General features: G+C 46.5%; 24 protein-coding genes and 1 pseudogene. 3 read left to right on the forward strand and 22 right to left on the reverse strand.

All coding sequences use genetic code 11. The annotated features are described in order from the left end of the window. Positions 1-179: 179 nt before the first annotated feature. From CMR03_RS02100 to CMR03_RS02190, 19 genes are all read right to left on the reverse strand, one after another. Positions 180-500: a winged helix-turn-helix domain-containing protein gene (locus CMR03_RS02100; RefSeq protein WP_063879632.1), complete on the reverse strand. Its 321-nt coding sequence runs from the start codon at positions 498-500 to the stop codon at positions 180-182. A gap of 88 nt (positions 501-588) precedes the next feature. Beyond that, the gene (locus tag CMR03_RS02105) at positions 589-1,530 is read right to left on the reverse strand and encodes a Csu type fimbrial protein (RefSeq protein WP_096010608.1); all 942 of its coding nucleotides are present in this window, start codon (positions 1,528-1,530) and stop codon (positions 589-591) included. Continuing rightward, positions 1,521-3,878, reverse strand: a complete 2,358-nt coding sequence (locus CMR03_RS02110) for a fimbria/pilus outer membrane usher protein (protein ID WP_096010609.1) — start codon at positions 3,876-3,878, stop codon at positions 1,521-1,523. The genes CMR03_RS02105 and CMR03_RS02110 overlap by 10 nt, the downstream gene beginning before the upstream one ends. Further along, the gene (locus CMR03_RS02115; protein WP_096010610.1) at positions 3,838-4,545 is read right to left on the reverse strand and encodes a fimbrial biogenesis chaperone; all 708 of its coding nucleotides are present in this window, start codon (positions 4,543-4,545) and stop codon (positions 3,838-3,840) included. Before CMR03_RS02115 ends, CMR03_RS02110 begins: the two co-directional genes overlap by 41 nt. A gap of 18 nt (positions 4,546-4,563) precedes the next feature. After that, positions 4,564-5,055, reverse strand: coding sequence for a Csu type fimbrial protein (locus CMR03_RS02120; RefSeq protein WP_096010611.1), 492 nt, complete (start codon positions 5,053-5,055; stop codon positions 4,564-4,566). 579 nt (positions 5,056-5,634) lie between these two features. Further along, positions 5,635-6,102: a hypothetical protein gene (locus tag CMR03_RS02125; RefSeq protein WP_096010612.1), complete on the reverse strand. Its 468-nt coding sequence runs from the start codon at positions 6,100-6,102 to the stop codon at positions 5,635-5,637. After that, a complete protein-coding gene (locus CMR03_RS02130; RefSeq protein ID WP_158087002.1) occupies positions 6,099-6,908 on the reverse strand; it encodes a winged helix-turn-helix domain-containing protein in 810 nt (269 codons plus the stop codon). Before CMR03_RS02130 ends, CMR03_RS02125 begins: the two co-directional genes overlap by 4 nt. A 492-nt stretch (positions 6,909-7,400) precedes the next feature. Next, positions 7,401-7,946 carry a hypothetical protein gene (locus CMR03_RS02135; protein ID WP_096010614.1) on the reverse strand — a complete coding sequence of 182 codons (546 nt, stop codon included), beginning with the start codon at positions 7,944-7,946 and terminating at the stop codon, positions 7,401-7,403. Next, complete coding sequence (gene parM, locus CMR03_RS02140; RefSeq protein ID WP_063879624.1) at positions 7,939-8,988, reverse strand: plasmid segregation protein ParM domain-containing protein; 1,050 nt, start codon at positions 8,986-8,988, stop codon at positions 7,939-7,941. Before parM ends, CMR03_RS02135 begins: the two co-directional genes overlap by 8 nt. A gap of 72 nt (positions 8,989-9,060) precedes the next feature. Beyond that, on the reverse strand, positions 9,061-9,702 hold the full coding sequence (locus CMR03_RS02145) for a C40 family peptidase (protein ID WP_244181285.1): 642 nt from the start codon (positions 9,700-9,702) through the stop codon (positions 9,061-9,063). Between the two features lie 137 nt (positions 9,703-9,839). Then, positions 9,840-10,781: a putative lateral flagellar export/assembly protein LafU gene (lafU, locus tag CMR03_RS02150; RefSeq protein WP_096010615.1), complete on the reverse strand. Its 942-nt coding sequence runs from the start codon at positions 10,779-10,781 to the stop codon at positions 9,840-9,842. Continuing rightward, positions 10,781-11,647 (reverse strand): flagellar motor stator protein MotA, encoded by an 867-nt coding sequence (motA, locus tag CMR03_RS02155; protein WP_096010616.1) that lies wholly within the window; start codon positions 11,645-11,647, stop codon positions 10,781-10,783. The genes lafU and motA overlap by 1 nt, the downstream gene beginning before the upstream one ends. A 7-nt stretch (positions 11,648-11,654) precedes the next feature. Beyond that, complete coding sequence (locus tag CMR03_RS02160) at positions 11,655-12,350, reverse strand: FliA/WhiG family RNA polymerase sigma factor (protein ID WP_074181051.1); 696 nt, start codon at positions 12,348-12,350, stop codon at positions 11,655-11,657. A 19-nt stretch (positions 12,351-12,369) separates the two neighbouring features. After that, a complete protein-coding gene (locus CMR03_RS02165) occupies positions 12,370-12,837 on the reverse strand; it encodes a flagellar basal body-associated FliL family protein (protein ID WP_063879619.1) in 468 nt (155 codons plus the stop codon). A gap of 9 nt (positions 12,838-12,846) precedes the next feature. After that, positions 12,847-13,704 carry a flagellar hook-length control protein FliK gene (locus tag CMR03_RS02170; protein ID WP_158087001.1) on the reverse strand — a complete coding sequence of 286 codons (858 nt, stop codon included), beginning with the start codon at positions 13,702-13,704 and terminating at the stop codon, positions 12,847-12,849. Between the two features lie 134 nt (positions 13,705-13,838). Next, positions 13,839-14,138, reverse strand: coding sequence for a flagellar protein FliT (gene fliT / locus CMR03_RS02175; RefSeq protein ID WP_063879617.1), 300 nt, complete (start codon positions 14,136-14,138; stop codon positions 13,839-13,841). Beyond that, the gene (gene fliS / locus CMR03_RS02180; protein ID WP_063879616.1) at positions 14,131-14,526 is read right to left on the reverse strand and encodes a flagellar export chaperone FliS; all 396 of its coding nucleotides are present in this window, start codon (positions 14,524-14,526) and stop codon (positions 14,131-14,133) included. Before fliS ends, fliT begins: the two co-directional genes overlap by 8 nt. 13 nt (positions 14,527-14,539) lie before the next feature. Beyond that, positions 14,540-15,844, reverse strand: coding sequence for a flagellar filament capping protein FliD (gene fliD, locus CMR03_RS02185; RefSeq protein ID WP_096010618.1), 1,305 nt, complete (start codon positions 15,842-15,844; stop codon positions 14,540-14,542). A 196-nt stretch (positions 15,845-16,040) separates the two neighbouring features. Then, positions 16,041-16,889: a flagellin N-terminal helical domain-containing protein gene (locus tag CMR03_RS02190; RefSeq protein WP_096010619.1), complete on the reverse strand. Its 849-nt coding sequence runs from the start codon at positions 16,887-16,889 to the stop codon at positions 16,041-16,043. 619 nt (positions 16,890-17,508) lie between these two features. On the opposite strand from CMR03_RS02190, the pseudogene CMR03_RS25455 reads away from it, so the two are divergent. The 3 genes and pseudogenes from CMR03_RS25455 to CMR03_RS02200 all read left to right on the forward strand — a co-directional run. Continuing rightward, positions 17,509-17,751, forward strand: a pseudogene (locus CMR03_RS25455) (winged helix-turn-helix domain-containing protein); the annotation flags it as partial. A 54-nt stretch (positions 17,752-17,805) separates the two neighbouring features. Further along, complete coding sequence (locus CMR03_RS02195) at positions 17,806-18,450, forward strand: hypothetical protein (RefSeq protein WP_244181302.1); 645 nt, start codon at positions 17,806-17,808, stop codon at positions 18,448-18,450. Then, positions 18,428-18,946, forward strand: coding sequence for a hypothetical protein (locus CMR03_RS02200; protein WP_096010621.1), 519 nt, complete (start codon positions 18,428-18,430; stop codon positions 18,944-18,946). The genes CMR03_RS02195 and CMR03_RS02200 overlap by 23 nt, the downstream gene beginning before the upstream one ends. A 107-nt stretch (positions 18,947-19,053) precedes the next feature. On the opposite strand, the gene CMR03_RS02205 is transcribed toward CMR03_RS02200, so the two are convergent. Genes CMR03_RS02205 through flgK form a run of 3 tightly spaced genes read right to left on the reverse strand, consistent with a single transcriptional unit; the run spans position 19,054 to position 22,371 of the window. Continuing rightward, complete coding sequence (locus CMR03_RS02205; protein WP_096010622.1) at positions 19,054-20,058, reverse strand: hypothetical protein; 1,005 nt, start codon at positions 20,056-20,058, stop codon at positions 19,054-19,056. A 4-nt stretch (positions 20,059-20,062) separates the two neighbouring features. Next, positions 20,063-20,980: a flagellar hook-associated protein FlgL gene (flgL, locus tag CMR03_RS02210; protein ID WP_096010623.1), complete on the reverse strand. Its 918-nt coding sequence runs from the start codon at positions 20,978-20,980 to the stop codon at positions 20,063-20,065. Between the two features lie 20 nt (positions 20,981-21,000). Next, a complete protein-coding gene (flgK, locus tag CMR03_RS02215) occupies positions 21,001-22,371 on the reverse strand; it encodes a flagellar hook-associated protein FlgK (RefSeq protein ID WP_096010624.1) in 1,371 nt (456 codons plus the stop codon). Positions 22,372-22,414 lie beyond the last annotated feature (43 nt).

Raw genomic sequence — 22,414 nt, forward strand, 5'->3', positions numbered from 1 at the left:
TTAGCAGATAAACACACTAAGCCCATGATTAAGTTATGTTACTACGTAGATGTCTTTAAAACATAGTTAAAAATTGATTGTTTTATGGCATGTGCAATAAGATGGCATATAACATAAAACTTACAATTAGTAGAAAATAACTACAAAACGTCTATTCATACGGCCGAACAAGCCGTCACTTACTCATTGGCGATATGAACATGTGAAGCTGATTCCATATCTATATAAAAACCATACCCCGGCACGGTCATGATAATTTTCCATGGCTGTTTGTCCTGAAAAACATAGCGTAAGGTATGAATTGCCTTAGTCAAACTGCCGGACGAAACACATCTTTTTGCCCATGCCTTTTTAATCAGTTGCTCTTTGGAAAAATAATGGCCGGGTTGACTCAGCATAACGGCAAGCAATTTTGATTCGTATTCACCCAAAATATACGTTTTATCTTTGGATATATTCTCAACTACGCCAGTTGACGGATAATATTTGTAGGTCATCATTACTGTCTCTTTTTAGATCGAAGCAATTTACAGGGCAGTATTAATATGCCGACATTATCTGTTTTTACTTTCTTAACGTGCACTTTCTTTAATAGGTTAAGGTCACGATAACCGTATCCTTATAGTCTCCTGCTTTTACCCACTCTTGCGACGGTATGTTTCCATACACCGTTAATGACATATTATTCCCTGTCGCTGAAAGTACCGTTTTTTTCATATCACTATCATTCCACGCAAGACTATGTCCTGAATCCTGATAGAGTTCATACACCACACAATCAGCGCCATTGCACATACGCCGGCTATTACCGTCATTATGTTGACCGGCTCCCAGTCCAACAGTAAAGCTGCTGTTGACCGGACAGCGCACCGTGATATTACCCGTGGCATTACCTGAAAGCTTATCGTTTGCCGCCGGGTTTTTTCTGCCAAACGCGATAGGATCTACACTCACCAGTTCACATCCTTCTTTGACATTCGCAGAGACCTCAAATGAATCTGGCACACCGTTATCGGTAACCGATGAGCAGGCCGGCAATCCTGCTAAAGTCGAATGATAGGCATACTTTAAGGTCAGGCTAACTCCGTAGTTATGATAATCGCCTGCTTTGAGTCCGGTCTGGCCAGCCGCTATTTTGGCCAGTAAATTAAATTCATAGGTAGTGTTACCCTCTCCCGAAGCAAGGTGAATTATTTTTTCTGCATATCCCGTATCCAAATCGGTACTGGGATCATCTGCTGGATAAACCATAAACTGTAGCGGCGTACTGGCAGGGTTAGTGTTCAATTCCAGTGGGCCGCCAGAGGTTAACCCAAGGCAAAGCCGTATATATTCAGCTTTGGGATCGTAATCATTACATTGGTATTCGAGCGTTGCATTGGTCTGAGCCGCCTCTCCACTGGTAACATCACCAAAATAAAAATGCGCTGGATTCAGACCCCAGCAGGAAGCCGCATGGCTTTTGGCGCTGAAAATGCCCAAAAAAATGCATACCGATAGTAGGATTAAACCTGTTTTTTTTATTGACATGTGATCTTGCTCCGGATAGAGGTTTTATTAAGCGCGTCTGACGCTGGCAACGTCATCTTGCATTTTTCGCCTGCCCAGTTAATTTCTGCATATCCCCCTGGCGGTGGATCTTCCAGGTAAACCTCACCCTCGTAACCGACAATAGTATTAAGGGTTCCATGAGTCGGGGTGTTTCCATCTTTATCACGTACCTGAACCTCTGCAGCAGCAGGTATCACACTGCCATCAGATGCAAAAACTGACAGTAATAGTGCGCGCGTCTGGTAGACATCGAATTTTGTGAAGACACCACTTTTGCTTCTGGGAATAGCCACCTGACGGGTATAGGCAGCCCGATAGTCTTCCGGTAAATCCAGAATATCGATATCGACACTATTGGGATGATTTGGCACCAGGTTTGTCAGGAATAATCGCCCACGGCTGTCTGTTTTCCCTGCCGGACGATGATCAAGCTGTACCGGCACGTTGGGCTGTCCATTCGTATCAACTAATAAGAAAGCCTCACCTAATTCTCGCGTGGCATACAGGCTTCCCATAAAAAAGCCTACCGATCCGGACATGGAAGCGTAGTATTCGTGCTGATTAGGATATTGGTTGGTTCCCAGGGCCATATCACTCCAGCTGTTACGACGCTGTAAGCTGGCATGTTGACTCGACATTTTTCCGCTACGGGCAGAGGCATTCCATCCCCAACCTGGCTGGTTTGATTCCAGCGAGCGACTCAGGCTCAACTGATTATTACGGCTATGAGAACCGGCGTTATGCCTGAGGCTCAGATAGTTTCGGTTGCTAAATAACGGTAATGAATAGCCTAAATAGAACGTCTTATCCCGCTCATTATTTAACGACTGTGAGAAAGTGGCGGTAATCGTTCCACTTTCGGAAAAAGATTTGGACCATGTTAAACCGACGTATTCAGAAGTTTGTTGCGAATAAGCCTGCCTGATCCAGCTGGTGCCCAGACTGCCTACATAAGGAATACTCAGGTTAACAAAGGCACTATCTTGTTGCCTGGGCAAAATATTATTTGCCAGGGCTGTAATATCGCGATACTGCTTGCCTCTTTGAGTATGATTAAGACCCACACTCAAATAACGATTATTCCATTGCCAACCTGCTCCCCATTGAATACCGCTGTCCTGCTGGTAACGTCCCCATGCAAGGTCAGCATGCATAATCCCCATCGAAGGAGAAAGCAGATAGTTCATTCCTGTGCCGATATTGTTTAAATGTTGGCCCTGTTCAGTGTGAGATTCCATTGTCAGCTGATTAGTGACACCAGAACGCCAGTCAGCAACGCCGATAAATTCACTTTGATAACTGAACGAACGTGAACCGTAATCTTTACGAACCCAACCAACATTCGCTTCCCAAAGGTTTAAGCCGCGAGTCAGAAGTTTGTTGGTGCCATACAGGTCAAGATTGACCATACGCTGCTGACCATTAATATCGGTAATCACCACCTGTGCGCTACTGTTGCCCGAGAGAATCGGTGCAGTATTCAGCGTGAACTGGCCTGGTGAGACCTGTTGGGATGCTGTTTTGATTCCCTGAATATAGAGATCCACCGTTGAGGGCATCGCAACGGTATCCGTTAAAATGTCCCTGGACGTGGTGTTCACACCTGGCTGCATCGTATAGTTATGGGCAATACTGATACCACCAAAACGGACACTGTTGCTCCACGAATTCCTGGCGGTATAGCTGTCACCTAATGTAAAGGAGAGCAATTTTTCCACATTATCTTTTCTCCAGTTAGTCATCAGCCTTGTTGTACCGGACTTATTGCTCAGTCTGTTCTTTTGATAAAACTTACTGTTGAACGAAGATGAAAATGTGCCCTCTCCCATTCCAAAGGTTCGTAACTCAGAGAATGCGGTGAGCTGTTCATTACCTTCGTTACGGCTGGCAAAAAGACTATAATTTACAGCTGCACCACTTATCGAAGATGAATACTGGTCTTCACTCAGAAAACGCGCATTGCTGTTCGTTTTTATATTTTGTTTGTTTTTCAACCGCGACGGATCTGCGGTAATCAACAGCGTCTGATTAAGATCATCATAAATATAACTAAACCCATTCACCGATTTCAGTTCAATATAGTCGCCAGAGGCTGGCATATCATCCATACGGACATTGAGTTTTTCAGCATCGATCGCCATAATACTCAGCTTTTCATTTTGCTTAATCACCTCATAATAACCGTCAATGGGAAAACCATTAACACTGACGCTGAGATAGAGTGACTCGGCATTGGTCGCAGCGCTGACAACGTCAGCGCTGAGTAAAAGCGCGATTAATAGCGTCTTACTTTTTAATGTCAATCGTGGTAAAAGTGGATTCATCATTGATATTTGCAATTAATTTCACACTGTTATTTAGCCCATTAGGTAGTTTCCAGGACATTTCACTCGCGGGCAAAACATAACCCATCAATCCCCGATTAACTACACGCTGGTCATGACCTGAAGCAAGAGAGACATTGCTTAGTTTAATACTTTCGGAACCACTATTTTTAATGACAAGGTAATTAAGGTTATTTCTTTTGCTAATCGAGGTGGTAATTTTTGCTTTATCAATTTTGACAGTTTTACAAGAGGTAAAAACAGGCACGGAATATCTCAACAAAAAATTAACGTTCGAGCGACTATCTGATGAAGTTCTGTCAGGTAACTCATCAACAATCAACCGATAGGTTCCTGCTTTTTTTTCTTTAGGAATGATGATGCGGATCAGTTGTTCCTTCCCCGCAGGAATTTTAGCCATGGGAGGACTGCTGATGACATCACTCGCTGGCGTTAACACATCTTTGTTATCTATTTGCTGCCATTTATAAAGACGTATTTGCGTACTAATTGGGGATGCCCCCGTGTTTCTGATATAAACAGGTCTTGCTCGTTCCTGATTGCAAAAATTTACCGTTGACGGATACATTTGCAAACTGGCCGCATATGAACCAGTGATATGCGTCCATCCGGTTAAAATACACAGAGCGGAAAAGAGTAAAGGTTTCATATACGGCCTCTGTTACTGTTAATAAGTGAGCTGTAGCATGACGGTATCGCTGTATTCGCCCGCTGAAACATCGTGGAGTTCGGTGTCCAGGAGTGCGCCATAAATATCGACAGACTGAACCTCGCCATTGCCAATATTGGACGAGCTCGCAACGGCGGCTTCATCAGGCGCCGCCTGAGCGAGTGCCTGCGTCATGGCTGCATCTAAATACAAGGCATATTTAACTGGGTGCGCATCGGGGTCTGACGTATTTTTTAATTCATAGCTATGAGTAACATCTGACGTTAGCAAATAGGGCGTGCCAGTCGTACAGGTCACATGTGCTTTCGTATTAGCCTTAATGTTTTCATCAACAATAACGTGGTTACCAAATTCCAGAGGATCGACCGTCAGTACACAGGATTCCTCTACAGTCAGCGTCACGTCCATATTGGCTGTTTTAGTGCCGGCATTTGCCATACCAGACAGCAACATTAATACAGCAGCAGTTGCGGTGATTTCTTTTAACATGTTGGTTCGAACTCCCTACTCTTTTATCTCTGATGGGTAGCATGGATATCGGGCTACCGGGTGATTAAAAATTCATGCCATTACAAACCCGTTAAACGCTGTTAGCCCACGCTCGTGAGGCCCTGTTTAACAGATGGTGTGAACAGCAAAAGTCATAAAAAATAAAACCTGAGTAACGCTTTATATGAGCATTTGTTTATTCCCAGCCCCTCATCACAAGATCAGGTGGCGAATAAAATCTTACTCAGCACGGCAAATTGCCGCAACATAGTATTGATAAACGCCATTTTACGATATATTGTGCTATTTTTATAAAAAATTACGATACTAATTATCGCGCGTTGATTTGTTCAACGTTATTTTGGATAAGTTGATGAATGAAAATTGAGAAGGAATACAAGCAGAGCGCGTAAAAAAAACGCCAGGGCGGGATGCAGAACGTGAGTTAAGGTGAAAAAAAAGAATGATTTTTTTTCTAATGTGGATTTTTAGTAAAAAAAAACGCCAAGCCCATTCAGGTTTAGCGTACAAGTGGCGCAGTGGAGTCGTCTTACGTCCTTCTGAGTCCGCTACAGAACGTTAACCCGTCTTGCAAATAAAAGCAGGGATGATATGCGTTCCGATAAGGAATGCACTATCAATTTTGGATATCCGGTTTATCGTAACATAGGAAAAATTCGTAATGAGTAAGTCATTGGGTACCGTATCCCGGTTCCCCACAATAAGCTCTTTATCAGAGAGTTTGTATAGCGAGGAACTAAAATGCGAATATGTAAAGTTAAGTGTTCGTCGGACGACGTATTCCTTATTGTTCGAGCGATAAAAACCGTCTAATGAAATGACGCCATGCGAATTTTCAGCCATAGAGAAGACCACGCTGACGCTGATGACCTCATTGCTTAGCTCATTTTTTTGAAGAACGTTTCCTGAGCAGGCAAAGTTGTAAGTGTATTTTTTATGTTGATGATAGTTATAGAATGCATATGCAAGAAGAAATACAGATAAAAACAACGCTCCCAATTTTAAAATTTTTTTATTGGCTGTCATTTCGTTGACCTCCAGTTAAGGTATGTCGCGTTCTGACATGACTCATTCCCTTTGGATACTTTCCGGCAATAGGCAACAAAGACGTTGCCAATGTCTCCAGCATGAATATTTCGGTCAGCATAAAACATAATTTCATCACCTTCTGAACAGGTAAAACCGCTCGTCTTAATGATTTCGCCGACAGTCTCTTGATTAGGGTAAGCATGATGATCCGGATAAACCGGCAGAAAACTCACCTGACATTTTCCAATGGTTGCCAGGTATTGTGGATAGATAAGGTTGGGTTCGCTAAGAAACATCGATAATGTTGCCAGTCCCCCTGAAATAAGCATCAGCAGGTAAAAAAACCATTGCTTTGACTGTGATTTATAAACCGTTTCAGTATTAACTTTCGGCGTCACTGAAGGTACGGCAACGGCCTCATTTTTCTCGATAGAAATGAGTAAATCCGGATTAACGACAAAACCGACTTTGTATACTGTTGTGATGACCTCCTGCGACAATCCCAGTGAAACAAATCCTCTTCGTATGGCTGACACATAAGAGTTTATACTGTTTGAAGACGGTGTTGTGCCGGCATTCTTCCAGAAGTAATCCAGTATGACCTCCCGCGAGAGGACGACGCCCTGATTATTTAAAAAGAGTTCAAGAAGTTGATTACACGCAGGTGTGAGGGGGACGTTTGCCTCCGGACTGTCCTTCAGGCAAAGGAGACATTGAGACGGTATGAAACGGATTAACTCCTCAATGATATAATTACTATTCTGAGCTGGTTGGGGGGGTATTGGTACTGATATATCATTCATATTTAGCATTTCCATAGTCAACAGAATGCGTTACTGGGTGAATGTTAACGAGTTCTCTGTATTGTGCTTCGAAGTGAAGACTGCTCTACGCGTTTTTTGCCAAAAAACGTATCCCGCCTCCTCACGTCTGTCGTGAAAGTTAAGATAACCGACTCCCGACTGTATATCAGGTTGTGGACTGAAAGTGTAAGGCTTAACGAACTGCGATGTTATTTATCACTGAATTAACAAAGAGATGGCTATTTTTAAATAGCGATTTGACAAGGTGGTTAGCAACCCTTTTTACATGAAAACGGACGGTCGCAAAATAAGCATATATATCTTCTCCCCTGGACTATTTTGCGTAAATATGGCGAAAAAAAATAATAACCCGAAGTAAGCTTTTTCTATAACTGTGCGGGTCAGCGGCGTGCGTGCAAAAAAGAACGATAACAGTCGATGGACGATACTGCTACCGCTCCAAATCACAATATATAACAGTCATTCTTGTTTTTAGAAAATGCCTTTCTGTCGTATCTTCTGCATTTTCTCTGTGGGGGCATCAAACTTGTCCAGCTCAACTTCTTGCGTTGTAGGCGCTCGTGGGCCTTCCTGATTGTTAGACGGTTTCGTCGTCAAGCGTAGCTGCTGCATGGCCAACTTTTGTTGTTCCAGCAGCGTTTTGAGTACCGCCACCTCTTGTAAAATCTTATCGAGCTGCTCGCCAGATGTTTCAGGCTGTGGAGCGGGAAGTTGCAGAGGCAGCAACTTCTGCTCGACCAGTTCTTGCATCAGCGCTGTCAGCGTAAGATTTTCTCGTCCAACCGATTCGGCGATATGCCGACATAATGCCGGTTCCATCTGGTGGAGCTGCAGCCCCGCCAGATAGATACTCCGATGAAATGACCGGATTTCCATATTCGCGTCATCAATATCATCAGTGTGGTTCAGCGATCGATGCCACTGCTCTAATTGTTGCATTGCACGGAAATCGGCACGGGACTGTTCTGGCGTCAGATAAAGGGACAGATTGACGCGGCGTATCTGTCCCTTACGCATTATCATCCACCTCAGCCATTACGGGCTCTTCAACCGAGGTGGCTCCGGCCCCAGAGTGATACAGGCAGATTTCACGAGACAATGCACTCTGAGGATTTTCGATAGTAACCACACGATCGCCGAGCGAGAGATACGCCTGACGAACAGCGCCTTCAACCAAATGCGCCCCGCCACCGACTAAATAAACCCGGTTGGGGTTTTTGGCAAATTTCTTCGCTTCATAGGCAACCTGATCACCGAGCTCTTGAATTTTAATTTCGATTTTTTCCAGAATCGAATCAATACGCGAATCATCATTGATGACACTGGCAACGAAATGGCTGTCATGGCGACGTTTTATCAGTTCATTTGCCACCAGGTAGCTTGAATCACTGTCTGCCGCAGCCAGTAGTTTACGGGTTGCATCTGTGACCATCGCCACGCCAATTTCATTGTTCCCGTATATCGCAGAAACATCGTCAAACTCACCGATCACTATTCCCATATCCAGGGTGGTACCACCGCAGTCAATCACCAAAGATTTCGTAAACTCATTAACATCAGAATTCAATAAGTGCGACAGCGCAGCGGGCAAACTTTCCGGCATAACTTCAACATCTACAATGCGAAATAATTCACCTTTATTCAGCGAGATATCACGCATGAGGTTACGCCGTTTTGCTTCTATGCACTCTTCATTGCGCTGACAGTCATCCGGTTTATAAAACTGGGTGATGGGCAGCGTGACAATGACGGTGACGTCACAGGGTGTGATACCGGTCTGCAGCAGGGCATGATGTACAGCCAGTAAATTCAGATCGTCATATTGATAGTCAATATGCGTGGTTGACAGCGCTTTATCTGACGTCGCGTCATAAGTATATTTTGTGGTGCCAATGGTATAGTTATAAACGGTCTGACCACGAAGTAAGGCCGCACTTTTCCAGTCTTTGCGGAAGGAGTTAGGTGAAACCACCGTTTTCAGAATACCGTTGTCAATCCAGCTAATTTTTACGTTAGTTGACCCATCGTCAATGGCGAGTTTCATGTGTGTCTGTGTCATGGTTTGTTCTCAATCAATTTCATAATAAAGCTGTCAGATTACAGCGTCGCGTTTTAAGCATAAGCGGCAGCGTTACAGAATCGCCTCTTCCGTTAAAATTCGTCGCGCCCCAAGAAAACGTGCCTGCCAGAAGGCATTAGAAAGCTGGCTGATGCGAATATTCAGACCATGCCGTGGCGCTTCAATAAACTTGTCATCACCGAGGTAGACGCCTACGTGATCGGCTCCCGGACGCTGATTAATATTAAAAAAAACCAAATCGCCAGTGCGTAATTTATGCGGTTCAACCTGATGTAAGGTCCGGTCCTGATACAGGCCATCTGCGGTACGGGGTAATGTGCGATTGAGCACCGGCGAAAAGGCAAAAAATACCAGGCCACTGCAATCAAAGCCTTGCGCAGGGCTTTGTCCACCCCATACATAAGGTTTGCCAATCTGCTCGTGCAGGCGGCTAAGCACGTTTGTCAGCGAGGCGTGCAGTCGTTGGCTAATGTGTTCGTCGAACCGCAATTCCTCACGCGGGTCTTTTGACGTGTGTCCGGGCTTACGGCGTTGATACATGGCCAGCATGTTACGGTTAGCGGCACGTTCAAGCCGACGTTGCTCGCTGAGGCTGTGTTTCTGTTCAGGCGTAAGCGGTACCAGGGCGGCACGGCTGCGCCCTTTTTTAAGTAACACATCACGGTTATGCATACGTGCTTGTGCTGCTTGCAATGCTGTATCTGGGTTATTATTGGGCCGTTTATTATTGTGGGCTTGAGCGGGTATTACCGCACTCACGAATAATATTGCAGCAAACACCTTAATGCGGCTGCGGCCTGATTTAACTATGCTGAACATCCGATAACCATTTAATTCCGCTGAGAAAGCCTGTTAGCGATTGGTTTGATAACTTTCCCCCCATTAGTGCCAAAAAACTGATATAGCGACTCACTCGCCGATTTTGTTAACACCATAATTTCAATACGTCGGTTAGTCGAGTTGAGCGGATTAGCCTCGTCGATTAACATCTGATCAGCCATGGCGCTGACCTGCAAAATCTTTTTCTGATCCAAACCCGCCGCCGTTAATATCTTTCTGGCCTGTAAGGCACGTTCCCCTGATAAATTCCAATTGTTGTAGCGATTTTGATCGCGAAAACGGGTCGAATCCGTATGACCGGTAATAATGATTTTATTATCAATGGTGTTAAGTACCGAGGCGAACTCTGTGAGTAATCGTTTAAAAAAAGGTGTCAATATGGCGCTACTGCGCTGGAACATTTCTCGTTTCTGATCGTCAGCGACCAGGATACGTAGCCCTTGCGGCACAATTTCTATCTTGAGATTCGAGTGGGCATCGTAAGCAGACGTGATCTCCATAATAATGCGCGCCAGTTCCTCTATTTCACGCTGTGAGCGCGCATTAACATCTTCAAGGCTTTCACCACTTGCCGCCAGCACCTGATTTTTTACTGTCTGAGCGTGCTCCTGTTTAGCGTCTTCTTTATTTTTTTGCGCGTCGCGATCGCGCTTATCGGTAACCGCAATTTTCCCGCCGCTGCCATTGGGCTGAGTAATGGCTTTTAACGTATGGCCTTCAAAAATAGATTCGCCCTGAAGCTGTGAAACAATCTCTTTGCGTTCGTCTTCCGTGACCGATCCCATAATCCACAGCACCATAAACAGCGCCATCATCGCCAGTGTAAAATCGGCAAAGGCCACCTTCCATGCACCGCCATGCATAGCATCATGACTTTTGTGCATTGAACGCTTGATGATGGTTGTATTTTCTTTACTGCGATTACCACGCATCAGAGTTCACCCGTCATCTGATTGACCCAACCGTCCAGGGTGGCAAAGGTCGGTTTTGAATCCAGAGGTAACATTTTGCGCCCGGCATCCACCGCTAACAGCGTGGGTTTTCCTGCCACATGGCCAACCAGCACGGTGCGAATGCATTCAATCACCGACATCAGCTTCTTAGTCCGTTGTTCCATGGCATTTGCCACAGGGTCCATCAGGCAGTAACAAAAAAACACGCCAAGAAAGGTGCCGACTAATGCTGCCGCCACTTTTACGCCAATAATGGCAATGGAACCATCAATAGACTGCATGGTGATAATAATCCCCAGTACCGCAGCACAGATACCAAACCCCGGCATGGCTTCAGCGGTACGTTGCAGTGAGCGTGAGGGCTGCAGCAGATTATCTTCCATTGAAACCAACTCTTGTTCCAGAATGCCTTCAAGCTCATGCTCATTGATTTTACCCATCGCCATGAGCCGAAAATTATCCGCAATAAAGGTGATGATAGTGACGTTCTGTAAAATTAACGGGTATTTTTGAAACAGCGCGCTGCTTTGGGGGACTTCAATATGCTCATCCAGTACCTTTAACCCACCGTCCTGTACCAGTTCCAGTAATTCATATAACAGCATGAGTAGCTGACGCTGATATTCCTCCGTGTTGTACTCATTTTTTTTCATTATGCCCCGAAACTGACGATACATTTCTGCCAGCACAGGCCGCGGATTGGCCAACACCATGGCACCCAATCCGGCTCCTAAAATAATGATAATTTCGCCCGGCTGCCAAAATGAAGACAGGTTGCCGCCGGACATCATAAAGCCACCAATTACGCAGCCGAAAATAATAAAAACACCAAGAATCTTTTGCATTAAATTTTCACTTCTGAAAAAAAGATTGAATTTTCTGAGCTATCTTTTTATTGATCTGACAAACTCTGGCCTCAGTCAGGTCGAGAACCAGTGCAATTTCTTTCAGGTTCATTTCTTGCTGATAATAAAGCGTAAGAATTAACTGTTCACGCTCATCGAGTTCAGCCAGTGCAGCTCGTAATGTTCGGCCAATGATAATTTCATCTTCCAGCGGTCTGCTGTTCAGGCCGTTTTGAATGGCATCCTCACTGAGTAAATCATCAAGGCTCTCCAGAGATTTGGCACAATCCAGCAGCAGATATTCCTGATACTCCTCAGCCGTAATGGTGAGATGCTGTCGCAGGTCGTTAAGGTCAGGAACCCTTCCCAGCTTACGTGTCAGTTCGCGTATGGCGTCATTGGTTTTATGACTTTTCTGTCGTAAACGACGTGGACGCCAGTCGAGCTGCCGTAACTCATCCAGCACCGCTCCACGAATACGCTGTACGGCATAGGCCGCGAATTGATCGTCAGGATGCCCATAGCGGCGGAGGGAAGTGAGCAGGCCCATCAGGGCTATCTGCTCCATATCTTCCCGGTCCATAACACTACTGGTTTGCCATGCTAATTGTTTAACCACTTTGTGAACCAGCGGTAAATAGGCGTCAACGTATTGCGCCTCCTGTTTGGGCGTCAATGCGTCATGAGCAATAAAATCCATCATTTCCATCAGCGATTGTTCATTACTGGAAAACCATTTTATTAATGATCACGTCTTTAAATGGGATACGCGTATTCAGACTCTTAAAGCTTTCCCTATAGGCATCCATCAACCTGTCGTGAAGTTCTTCGATGCTCATTGCCCGCACGGCTTTATAATCTATGCTGGATAGCAGATTCACCGTGGCACCACGAATCGCCGGCGACATATCTTCGGTACGCGTGGCATCCTCTTTTGAATTTGTCGTCAGTGCGAATTCAAGTAATAAATATCGGACACTTTTTTCATCACTTCTTAAAGTAACTACAACATTTTTTATTTCAACAAATTCCACCACACTCTCTTTTGATGCACTAAAAAAGTCATTTATCAGTGAGCGCTTTTGTTCATCCCCATTCAGATACTGTGTCGCAAAAACAGTTAGCCCGGCGGCAAAAATGGCCGCGATAAGGGCAATAACCAGCCCCAGAGAAAAATTTTTAATTGTCATAATAAATCGTTAAACCGTTAGTAAAAGTAAATCGTCTTCCCCTTCTGCGGACGAATGATCCTCAGAAGCGATCTTAGCGCCAGCGTCGGGGCTTTTTATCGGGGTGTACATCTGCTGTCCGCGTTCCTGCTGTTGCCCGGACTGGGATGAAACATTAATGTTTACCTGCAAAGCATATTGCTCAGTTAAATGCTGCCTTAACTCGTTACAGCTCTGCTGCAAGGCACGAAGCGTCTCATGGTTGCTGGCGCTGATATGTATGTTTAAACGCCCATTATCAAATTGCAGGGAAATATCCATTTTTCCCATTTCGGGTGGGTCCAGTCGCAACGTCGCATGCTGGACCCGATTATCTATCTGAACCTGTAAACGCGCCTTCAAGGCTCCCTGGAGTTGCTGTGCCCATAATGAATCGTCAGTATCGGGGTTGATCGTAGAAAGCATCACCGGTTGAGGGTGTTCTGACGTCATCACACCCGGTGACATGGCCCCTGCTAATGCTGGTGAAACGACCGCGGTCATTCCCGGCTTTGTATTATCAACGGTCATTTGCCGTAGCTGGTTAACCGCTGTTTCAGTTAAAGCCGGCGGCAATGCGGGCGACGGCGTTGCCGATAAACGCGCAGACGACGCTGGTTCTGCTGAAAAATCCATCGTTATCAAACGGTCATCAGCCCGGAGGAACGCGTTCCGGTTTGCCGTATTGTTCAGTGGCAACTCGCTTGCCATCAGCAATGTATCAAGTAGTTGTTGAGGATCGGTTTCCTCCGTCAAATAATGTGCTTCGGCGGGATTCTCAACGTCATTCCCGGCGAGCACCAGGCTGGTATCTGGCTCTGCATCTGGCGTGATCAGGGTGTTTAGCATACCCAGCAGAGCATCATTAAAGGCGGACGAGGGCACATCTTCACTCAGTATCGCCGCTGTGCCAGTGGAGACAGGCAACGCGGATTCACTTTTAACGGATAACGGCGTCAGCTGTGAAAGAACCGGATTCATTTTTAATCCTTTGCGTCAGAAAACTGCGCGTATGCCATTGCACCTTGCTGGTTATTACGCGTGCGGGCCATCTCTGTTTCCAGTTCGTCACGCTTATGTTGGCAATATTGATTAACGCGCTGGTGAACAGCGCGAAGCTGCTGGAGAGCTTCGCGCTTTTCCGTATCCATCGACTGCCCTTTCAGGGAGATCAAGAGCGATGCAATCTGCGCATCCACCTGTTGTAGCCTTGACCAGTCCTGATGCGCGGCGGCCTGCTCAAGTGAGTCAGCCAGCGAGCGCATGACGTCGATATCATCCATTTGCCTGTCCCATTTTTACCCATCCGTCCTGAATATTGCCCAGAATGAGTTCAACCTCCTCAATGGCAACCACGGAAAGCTTATGGCTGGCATCGTAAAGCCGATAAACGCAGTAGTCATAAAGATTGGCCAGGCTCAACGCCAGTTCGTTGCCTTTATCAAAATCCAGGGCACTCGTCAGTGCATTCAAAATATCGATACATTTATTGATACTGTTGGCTTTACGGTCATAACGACGGGCATCAATGTGACCTTTGGCACGGACCAGTTCATCCATCAGACCGCTAAAAAGCATAAGAACCAGCTGGTGTGGATTAGCCGCCGCTGCCTGAATAGACAGGTCGGATTGCTGATATTCACTGAGGCTTGGTTGTTCGGGGTGATACATGACATCGTGTTCCTTAAACTAATCCAAACATACTCATGGTGCTATTCATCTGCGCCATGGCCTGTTGTAACTGGGTAAATTGTTTCAGATAGCGGTTATAAGAAGAGTTGTAGCGGGTATTCATGGCGTCAGTTTTGGTATCAATATCTTTTTGCTGACGATCGAGCACATCCTGACGGCTTTGTAATAATCCAGAGTTGGAATTAAGGTAGCGATCAAGGGATTTATCGATAGAAGACAGCAGACCTTCTTTACCATTAAATAAGTTGGTTAAAGACTGTGGATCGTCCTTCAACACGGCCGTGAGCTTGGTATCATCAATTTCGAGCTTGCCCTCTTTATCGGCGGTAATACCGAAGGCTGACATCTGTTTACCACCAAAAACCTGACGCATGACCTGATTTAATTCACGATCAAGCGACACCATAGTGGCATCCCCAGCAAAAGCACCGCGCGTCTCCTCTTCACCACTGCCGCTTTTGGTCAGTTTGCCTAAGGTGTCCTGCAAGGTGTTATAAGCGTCAACAAAGGTTTTTAATTGTTCTTTGGTCCCTTCCGTGTCAGTTTCCACGGAGATCGTCAACGGCTTGCCGGCTTCTGTTGTTGATTTCAGATTTATGGTCACGCCATCAATCAGCTTATCCAGTGTGTTAGTACTGTTGGTGAACGTCATATCACCCATAGCAACAATGGAATCGGCCGCTTTGGAAATTTCCGTGGCATTGGCTGAATCAATGCCTGCCGTTCCCCCAATGGATATGGTGTTGGCAGCACCCGTTTCATCACTGCTGAACATCAGAGCCACATTGCCATCGGTGCGCATCAACGAAGCGGTTACACCGGGATTATCCTCATGATTGTTTATTTTCCTGGTCAGGTCGCTGAGTGTTTCCATGTCAGTGAGATCGACCGTGATGGTTTTTGCCGTCTCCCCTTCACCAAGCGTAATCTCCATCGTTCCGGACGCGTTTCTAATGGATTCGTCGGTCAGGTCGCTAAAGCCAATTTGGTGTGAGGAGGCAAGTTGCTTAACATCCAGGTTATAGGTGCCCTTTAACGCGTTCGAATTCGCCGTCACATTTGCAACACTGGCACTGCTGAGCGTTGCGCTGTTCTTCAACACGCCGTCGTTCGTGCTGTTTAAGCCTGACATCGCAGTGCGGAAATCAGTCAACGCCGTGCGTAATTCATTCAATGCCTTCTTTTGAGAATTCATTGTTGTCGTTTTGGTACTCAGCTGGTTTTGTAAAGATACGATGTCATACGCTGCCAACTGCTGAGCCAGGCTCTGCGGATCAATACTGCTAAAATCGGCCATGTCTATCTCCTTGTTCGCACCTGCTACTAAAATGACACTTCTGTATAGCAAGGTTCATGCCAACTTAATAATTACGTATTTACAATGAGTTATATTGAGCCACGGAAAGAAAACTTCCTTCCTCCTGGATAAAGGCGGAAGCGCTTTCCGCAAAAAAAAACACCGCGCAAAGCGGTGTTTTTTCTGACAGTGTGACTTAGCCCAGCAGGTTCATTACCATGCTTGACATGCTGTTAGACTGTTTCAGCATTGACATACTGGTTTGCACCAGCATTTGGTTACGCGTCATGTTCGATGCTTCTGAAGCAAAGTCAGCGTCACGAATATTGCTCAATGCTAAATCCGTGTTGTCTTTCATATTCGCCAGGTTAGAAGACGTATGACCCAGACGATTAATATTGGCACCTAATTTGGAACGCAGTGTACCCACCTGGGTCAGGGCATCTTCAACTTTGCCAATCATCTCCTGCGCACCGGATGAGGTGGTTAATGCATCAGCGGTTTGTAATCCTGTCATACCGCTGGCACCAGTCACGCCGGTCAATTCCGCGCTGAAGTCGACTTCCAGTTTTTCATCTTTCGACGCACCGATCTGGAAGTTCATTGCTTTACTTAATTTGCCAGTGCTGCCAAACAGGCTTTCCCCGGCATATTTGGTGTTGTCCATAATGTTGGTCAGTTCTTTATTCAGTTCATCCATTTCAGACTGCAGGGCTTTGCGATCCTCTGCACCGTTGGTGTCATTCGATGCCTGGGTAGCAAGATCTTTCATGCGATACATAATGTTGCTTACCTCATCAAACGCGCCTTCAGCCGTTTGCAAAAGTGCAGTGGCATCCGAGATATTACGCTGAGCCACGTCCATGCCGTTCGTTTGCCCTTGCAGACGCGTGGCAATCTGTAAACCGGCTGCGTCATCGGCTGCAGAGTTAATACGTTTACCGGTGCCCAGGCGCTCCATCGCAGTAGAAAGCATACTGTTGGATTTATTCAGCGCGTTCACGGAAGCCATAGAAGAAGCGTTAGTAAAAATTGAAAGTGCCATATTTATAATCTCCTGGTGAATCTGCCTTTCAGATTCATTCATCTGGTAGTCCTATAAAACGGCACAGGGATTCGGCAAATTAAACAGGTGATGAAAATAATTTTATGATAAGAAAAAAAAGAACCAGGCCGTGCAATAAACAGGCACTAAAAATGCCTGTCAGACGACACCCAGGGGCTGAGGTTAATATTACTTACCTGGCATAGCGCGCTATTTCTCTTTCTTCATCCTGCACTGACAGCGCATTACAATATTGTTAATTTACGTCATAAAAAATCCCATTTCGCGTTATTAGTTAACGTTAAGCCTATTAGCGCTACAAGTTTGCAGCATCAAACCTTAATAATGTGTTGCGCATCACGTTATTTCGCGTGAAAATAGCCCCCCATAGGAAATCGCCCTCATCCGGGCGATGCGGTACAGACTACACTTATGGCAGGTAAGCTAATAAGGAGGTCAATAAAAAGCGACGTTATTAGCCGAAATAATCAGGCCCCGTGGCAAGATCCGCAAGGCACACGAAAGAATAACGATTCATGTACGGTTAATAATATTCATCCGTATTATACTGCAGCTTGAGGATAGTCCATTCAGGAGTGGTAATTCACCTTCACCTAACATGTGTAAGACTCACTACGTTGTTAATAACTGGCTCCTTGACGTGCCATCTTGCTCAATCATCCATTTAAAATCGGGTGAGAAAAAACGTCTGGGTGAATTTCAATTAAAATTACTCGGTATTTTAACTGAAAACGCGGGAAAAATACTCCTTCGTGATGAGTTGACTACGCTGGTATGGGAAGGCCGGATTATTGGCAACAACAGTCTGCCCAGTGCAATTCATGCGCTGCGTATTGCGCTTGAAGATGACGGTAAAACGCAAAAAATCATTAAAACCGTGCCGAAGAAAGGCTATGTGTTAGAAAAGAAATGGTGCCAGTCTTTTGAAAAAGATGTCACGGAGAGTGAACCGCCCCCTAAAACAGATGCCGATCTGGTTATCCCCGAGCCCGTCATTGCCATAGCGAAAAGCGACACGCCCACGCTTCCCCTTCTCTTGCCTTCACCCGCAACATCGCCGCTTCCCGGCTCAAATCTGCCCACCGCAGACGGCCCGATGCCGGGCCGCCATTCGCTGACCGGCTTTCTTATTATGCTGCTTGTCGTTGTATTCAGCGCGGCAATCAGTTGGGAGTGTGCGAACTCCCGCACTGCACGGTTGGCCGCTGTCGAACAGCACGCCGGAGAATACAGTCATATTCAAATGTATGAAATAGCCAGTCCTGACCGCACCGCGATCGATGAAGATCATGTTTATTTCAGCATTAAAGATACGCTTTTTGCTTTGAATGAGCAGATCAAAAGCAGGGGAATGACCCTGAAAATCTACTACCGTACACAGGATCAAACGCTCAATTACTCTTTTGCTTTAGCCAGTCAGTGTGACAACAAACAACTGGTTATGGTCATTTACCACTGGCGTACCAGTCATGCGCGGTCAAACAGCCTGATATTTAATGAAACAATGAGAAAAATGAATGAGATGGTTAGTTGTTCCTAAAGGCAAATGGCTTGGAGCCGGCGTGCTTTGCGCGGCGCTCGTTTTTGCATTTGTTTTCTATTTTCACCCCATTATCCCTGCCCCGAATCATGCGGGTGCTTCGTTGCAAATTGGGTTTTACGACGTGATGTCAGAGCGACAGGAGATTTATAACGCGGAGGTTAAAACCGAAGACGGCAAACATCTCGCGACAATAACCAGTGCGCAAGATAGCCACTTCATGCTTAAAACGAATTTTACGGAAACCAATGAGATCAGCGGACATCATTTTTTTTCTTACAATCCCGTCATCTACCAGCCTTCGCAATCAAATGCGATGCTTGAAGGCATGGCAGACATGTTGCAGCATACAGGTATCTGGGCACAAACGATGGATGTGCATGGGCAGCCCCTGATAGCAACTGAAAATGGCGTGCTCATACTTTACACGCCGCACTCCCCACCACCGCTTCCCCCTGCAAGCCCTTCTGAAAATCTGCACCCCCATGATGGCTGAAACATCAGGCCGGAACCCGACAAAGAGGGATAGGTTCCTGTTGTCGCGCGGTTAACCGGTTTCAGTGCGTCACCGTGCTTGCACGCTTTTATCCGCAACCTACCGCATTACCCCAGGATATTCCTGACGGTTGCTGCCCGAACGTTTCCCTGTACCGACAGCGCTTTTGACAGCAGTTGATACTGGTCGATGCTGTTTGCCAGAATCTGGCTCAGCGCACGGGACGTTTCCAGTGCCTCCTTTGGCGTATAGAACGTCGACATATCCTTGATGCGGGAGGAAACCCGCTCCTGATGATGATGCAGGGTTGTTCTTTCGCGGGTGATTTTGTTTAGCGTGTTCTGAAGCTTAGCCGAAGCACCGCGCGTCCATTGTTGGCTTAATAAACCGATTTCATCTTCGCGACTGGCTTCAGCCTGCGAGGTTAGCAGGGTAAATGCATCAGCAGGAAAATGCAGACCTTCACCGCGAACACTCAGGTATTGGTTTACCCGTGTCCACCGATCTTCACTTACCTGAAAAACACACTTGCCCTGATCGTTTAAAGCGGCGTGAATCCCCAGGCGTCCGAGCCCGATATTCAGTTGTATCAATGTCTGGCGAGGGGAAGGCTGCTGCGGTAAAGACACTGCCGTATATTCACGTTTATTCCCGCCCAGGGCAAATACCAGTATCTCCCCTCCTGGCTGTTGCAGGACGTTTTCTATCGCAGGCAACGTGAAATTAACATGGCTTTTTTGTTGCAGCGTCACGTTAAGATTTCGATCTACGGTGCCGCCTGAAGCCTGACTACGCTGTTGAAGCAGTTGGTGTAGTGACGCCAGCGGCGCGACGACATTGCCTCTTGCTGCCTGGTGACGCAGCACTAACAGGTGCTTCTCGGTTTCAGAAAGATAGTTTTCCGCCTGCTGCATGGCGGTCAGCTGGCGGTTGAGTTGAATATTGTAACGTAGCGGCCGACGGGAAAGCAGCGCAGCTTCTGGAAACTGCGCCACAACCGCACGATCGCGAGCTGTACGATCAATGGCCGTAATGGGCTGCGTCGTGTCGGCCGGCGTCCGGATAAACGCAGCCGTCGCCGACCCTGTGGTTGTTTTTAAGCCTATTTGCATGGCATCACAACATGCTGAACAGCGATAGCTCATTGATCATGCTATACGCTTTGTTGGTAATCTGGACGGAATTAACATACAGCTGCAAATTGATACTCGATGTTGCCAGGTCAGTATCCGACAAATCACTTATCACTCGCTCATTCGCCATGCTGACATCGACATGCGCATCCCCTATCATCGTCAGACGATTTTGGCGGCCGCCGAGTTCGGTAAACAGGGCGGCCACTTTATCGCGGCTGGTTGATGAAAGTGCAAGCACATCATCTATCTCACTTTGGTATTCCGTGCTCGGTATATCGGGGTTTTTCATCTTCTCACTCAGGTCTTTCAGTTTATTCAGTAACGCCAGGTCGTCACCTTCACTGGAAAATGCCTGAACCACATTGGTGTTCTCTGTAATGTTAACGCCATTTGCTACCGTTGTTTCACGCACGCCGTGGTTGCCCTGATAAAGATACGCGCCTTTCTCTTCATCCCAGACGATCGGCTGTGCATCCGTTTTCGTGCCAGAAAACACATAACCACCGCTTTCATTTTGGGCATTCACAGACGCCACCAGAGAATCCAGCATCGACGACAATTCGTTACCGAAACCTGCCATGTCGCTGCTGTTGTGCGTACTATTTGCGGCGACCAGCAACTTATCATTTAGCGCTAAAAGCTGATTACTCATTGCACTGACGTGGGACTCCTGAATAGCCAGTGAGCCACTCAGTGCCGTAATGTTCTTTTGATACTGCTTGATGGCTGCCTGCTCGCGGTTAAGTTGTACCATACGCGTCGCGGCGACAGGATCATCCGACGGGACGTTGACCCGCTTCAGCGTCGACATCTGCTCCATCAGCTTAATCAGGCGTGATCCGTTTACATTGAGCTGAGATTGCATGGCATCGGAATTATAAAGACTACTCACTCGCATAATTACGCTCCTTGCTGAGGTTAAAACAGGCCAAGTAAATCACCGAAAATCTGATTGCCTGTAGAAATGACTTTAATGTTTGCCTGATAGGCTTGCATGTAGACCTGCAGATTGATGGCCTCTTCATCCTGATTGACCGAGCTAAGATTGTTGCGTTGCAACTGCGACTGTTCATACACACTTTGTGCCGCCTCCAGCTCACTCTGCGATTTTTTACTGGCAATGCCGATGTTAGAAATAATCGCCGCCGCCCCTTCGTTAAGGCTCATGTTGCCCATTCCGCCGATATTGACCTTTTGATTTTTCAGATCGATCAACTTTTGCAGGTTATCCCCGTTCCCCTGCTCATCCGGGTTCGCAGACAGGGCCAGTTCATCCGGCTTAAGATCGTTAACCTTTAAGATGCCATCAGGGTTTTTCAGATCAAAAATAAACAGGGGCTTACCGGGTTCGCCATTCTTGTCAAAACCCTGGGCCAGCTGTTCATTGAATACGTTGGTGAGCGCTTCGGCCATCCCCTGAATGGATGACTGCATGTCAGCCAGATCGCCGGTTTCATAGTCGTACAATGCGCCCAGCTGTCCTCCTGTCGAGGGCGTTAATGAAAACTCGCTTTCGGCGAAACGCAGACCTAACAGCTGATTGCCATTGCTGTCTGTGGTGATGTTTAGCTGCCCGGCGACATTGCCGCTGACGAGCGGCTGACCGTTTTTCATGGCAACGGTGTAACTGCCCGTGCTGTCTTCAGTCACGTTAATATCACTGTAGGTACTAAGCTGTTTTACCAGTTCGTCGCGTTGATCGCGCAGGACATTGCTATTCCCGCCCGTCGACTCCATCTGGATGATTTTTTGGTTATAATCCGCGATACCGGATGTCAGCGTGTTCATCTGCTCAACCAACGTATTACGCTGGCTCGCGATGGCGCTTCTCTGGCTATTGATGAAGTCATTCATATTATTGAAGCGCGTTGCCAGCGAATCTGCCTGATTGAGTAACTGCTGGCGGTTAGCTTCACTTTCTGGCTGGGTGGTTAACGCATTCAGTGCCGAAAAGAAGTCATCCAGTCCTGTGCCCAGACTGGTTGAATCCGTGCCAATCACCTTTTCCAGTGAGCTGAGATATTGATTGCTGAGGCTGTAATAGTTAGCCTGGCTGTTACTCTGCCAGACCTGATTGGTTAAATATTGGTCGGAAATGCGGCGTATGCTTTCAACCTTTACCCCGGCACCGCCTGATAATCCTCCCTGCCCCATAGTGACCACTGAACTCTGGATAATACCCTGACGACTGTAGCCTGACGTCAGCATATTTGAGATGTTCATTGAGGTGACACTCATCCCTAACTGGGCGGCCTGCAAACCGCTCCAGGCGATATTTATCATGTTCATTTTTTACTCCTGCCCACGGTACATTACGGGGAGCACAGGGGGC

This window comes from Pantoea allii (assembly GCF_002307475.1).
Classification (GTDB): domain Bacteria; phylum Pseudomonadota; class Gammaproteobacteria; order Enterobacterales; family Enterobacteriaceae; genus Pantoea; species Pantoea allii.

Bases quoted from the DNA above. Each gene is read 5' to 3' on its own strand.
- CMR03_RS02100 (WP_063879632.1), bottom strand. From the start codon at position 500: ATGATGACCTACAAATATTATCCGTCAACTGGCGTAGTTGAGAATATA.
- CMR03_RS02105 (WP_096010608.1), bottom strand. From the start codon at position 1,530: ATGTCAATAAAAAAAACAGGTTTAATCCTACTATCGGTATGCATTTTT.
- CMR03_RS02110 (WP_096010609.1), bottom strand. From the start codon at position 3,878: ATGATGAATCCACTTTTACCACGATTGACATTAAAAAGTAAGACGCTA.
- CMR03_RS02115 (WP_096010610.1), bottom strand. From the start codon at position 4,545: ATGAAACCTTTACTCTTTTCCGCTCTGTGTATTTTAACCGGATGGACG.
- CMR03_RS02120 (WP_096010611.1), bottom strand. From the start codon at position 5,055: ATGTTAAAAGAAATCACCGCAACTGCTGCTGTATTAATGTTGCTGTCT.
- CMR03_RS02125 (WP_096010612.1), bottom strand. From the start codon at position 6,102: ATGACAGCCAATAAAAAAATTTTAAAATTGGGAGCGTTGTTTTTATCT.
- CMR03_RS02130 (WP_158087002.1), bottom strand. From the start codon at position 6,908: ATGAATGATATATCAGTACCAATACCCCCCCAACCAGCTCAGAATAGT.
- CMR03_RS02135 (WP_096010614.1), bottom strand. From the start codon at position 7,946: ATGCGTAAGGGACAGATACGCCGCGTCAATCTGTCCCTTTATCTGACG.
- parM (WP_063879624.1), bottom strand. From the start codon at position 8,988: ATGACACAGACACACATGAAACTCGCCATTGACGATGGGTCAACTAAC.
- lafU (WP_096010615.1), bottom strand. From the start codon at position 10,781: ATGCGTGGTAATCGCAGTAAAGAAAATACAACCATCATCAAGCGTTCA.
- motA (WP_096010616.1), bottom strand. From the start codon at position 11,647: ATGCAAAAGATTCTTGGTGTTTTTATTATTTTCGGCTGCGTAATTGGT.
- CMR03_RS02160 (WP_074181051.1), bottom strand. From the start codon at position 12,350: ATGATGGATTTTATTGCTCATGACGCATTGACGCCCAAACAGGAGGCG.
- CMR03_RS02165 (WP_063879619.1), bottom strand. From the start codon at position 12,837: ATGACAATTAAAAATTTTTCTCTGGGGCTGGTTATTGCCCTTATCGCG.
- CMR03_RS02170 (WP_158087001.1), bottom strand. From the start codon at position 13,704: ATGCTAAACACCCTGATCACGCCAGATGCAGAGCCAGATACCAGCCTG.
- fliT (WP_063879617.1), bottom strand. From the start codon at position 14,138: ATGGATGATATCGACGTCATGCGCTCGCTGGCTGACTCACTTGAGCAG.
- fliS (WP_063879616.1), bottom strand. From the start codon at position 14,526: ATGTATCACCCCGAACAACCAAGCCTCAGTGAATATCAGCAATCCGAC.
- fliD (WP_096010618.1), bottom strand. From the start codon at position 15,844: ATGGCCGATTTTAGCAGTATTGATCCGCAGAGCCTGGCTCAGCAGTTG.
- CMR03_RS02190 (WP_096010619.1), bottom strand. From the start codon at position 16,889: ATGGCACTTTCAATTTTTACTAACGCTTCTTCTATGGCTTCCGTGAAC.
- CMR03_RS02200 (WP_096010621.1), top strand. From the start codon at position 18,428: ATGAGATGGTTAGTTGTTCCTAAAGGCAAATGGCTTGGAGCCGGCGTG.
- CMR03_RS02205 (WP_096010622.1), bottom strand. From the start codon at position 20,058: ATGCAAATAGGCTTAAAAACAACCACAGGGTCGGCGACGGCTGCGTTT.
- flgL (WP_096010623.1), bottom strand. From the start codon at position 20,980: ATGCGAGTGAGTAGTCTTTATAATTCCGATGCCATGCAATCTCAGCTC.
- flgK (WP_096010624.1), bottom strand. From the start codon at position 22,371: ATGAACATGATAAATATCGCCTGGAGCGGTTTGCAGGCCGCCCAGTTA.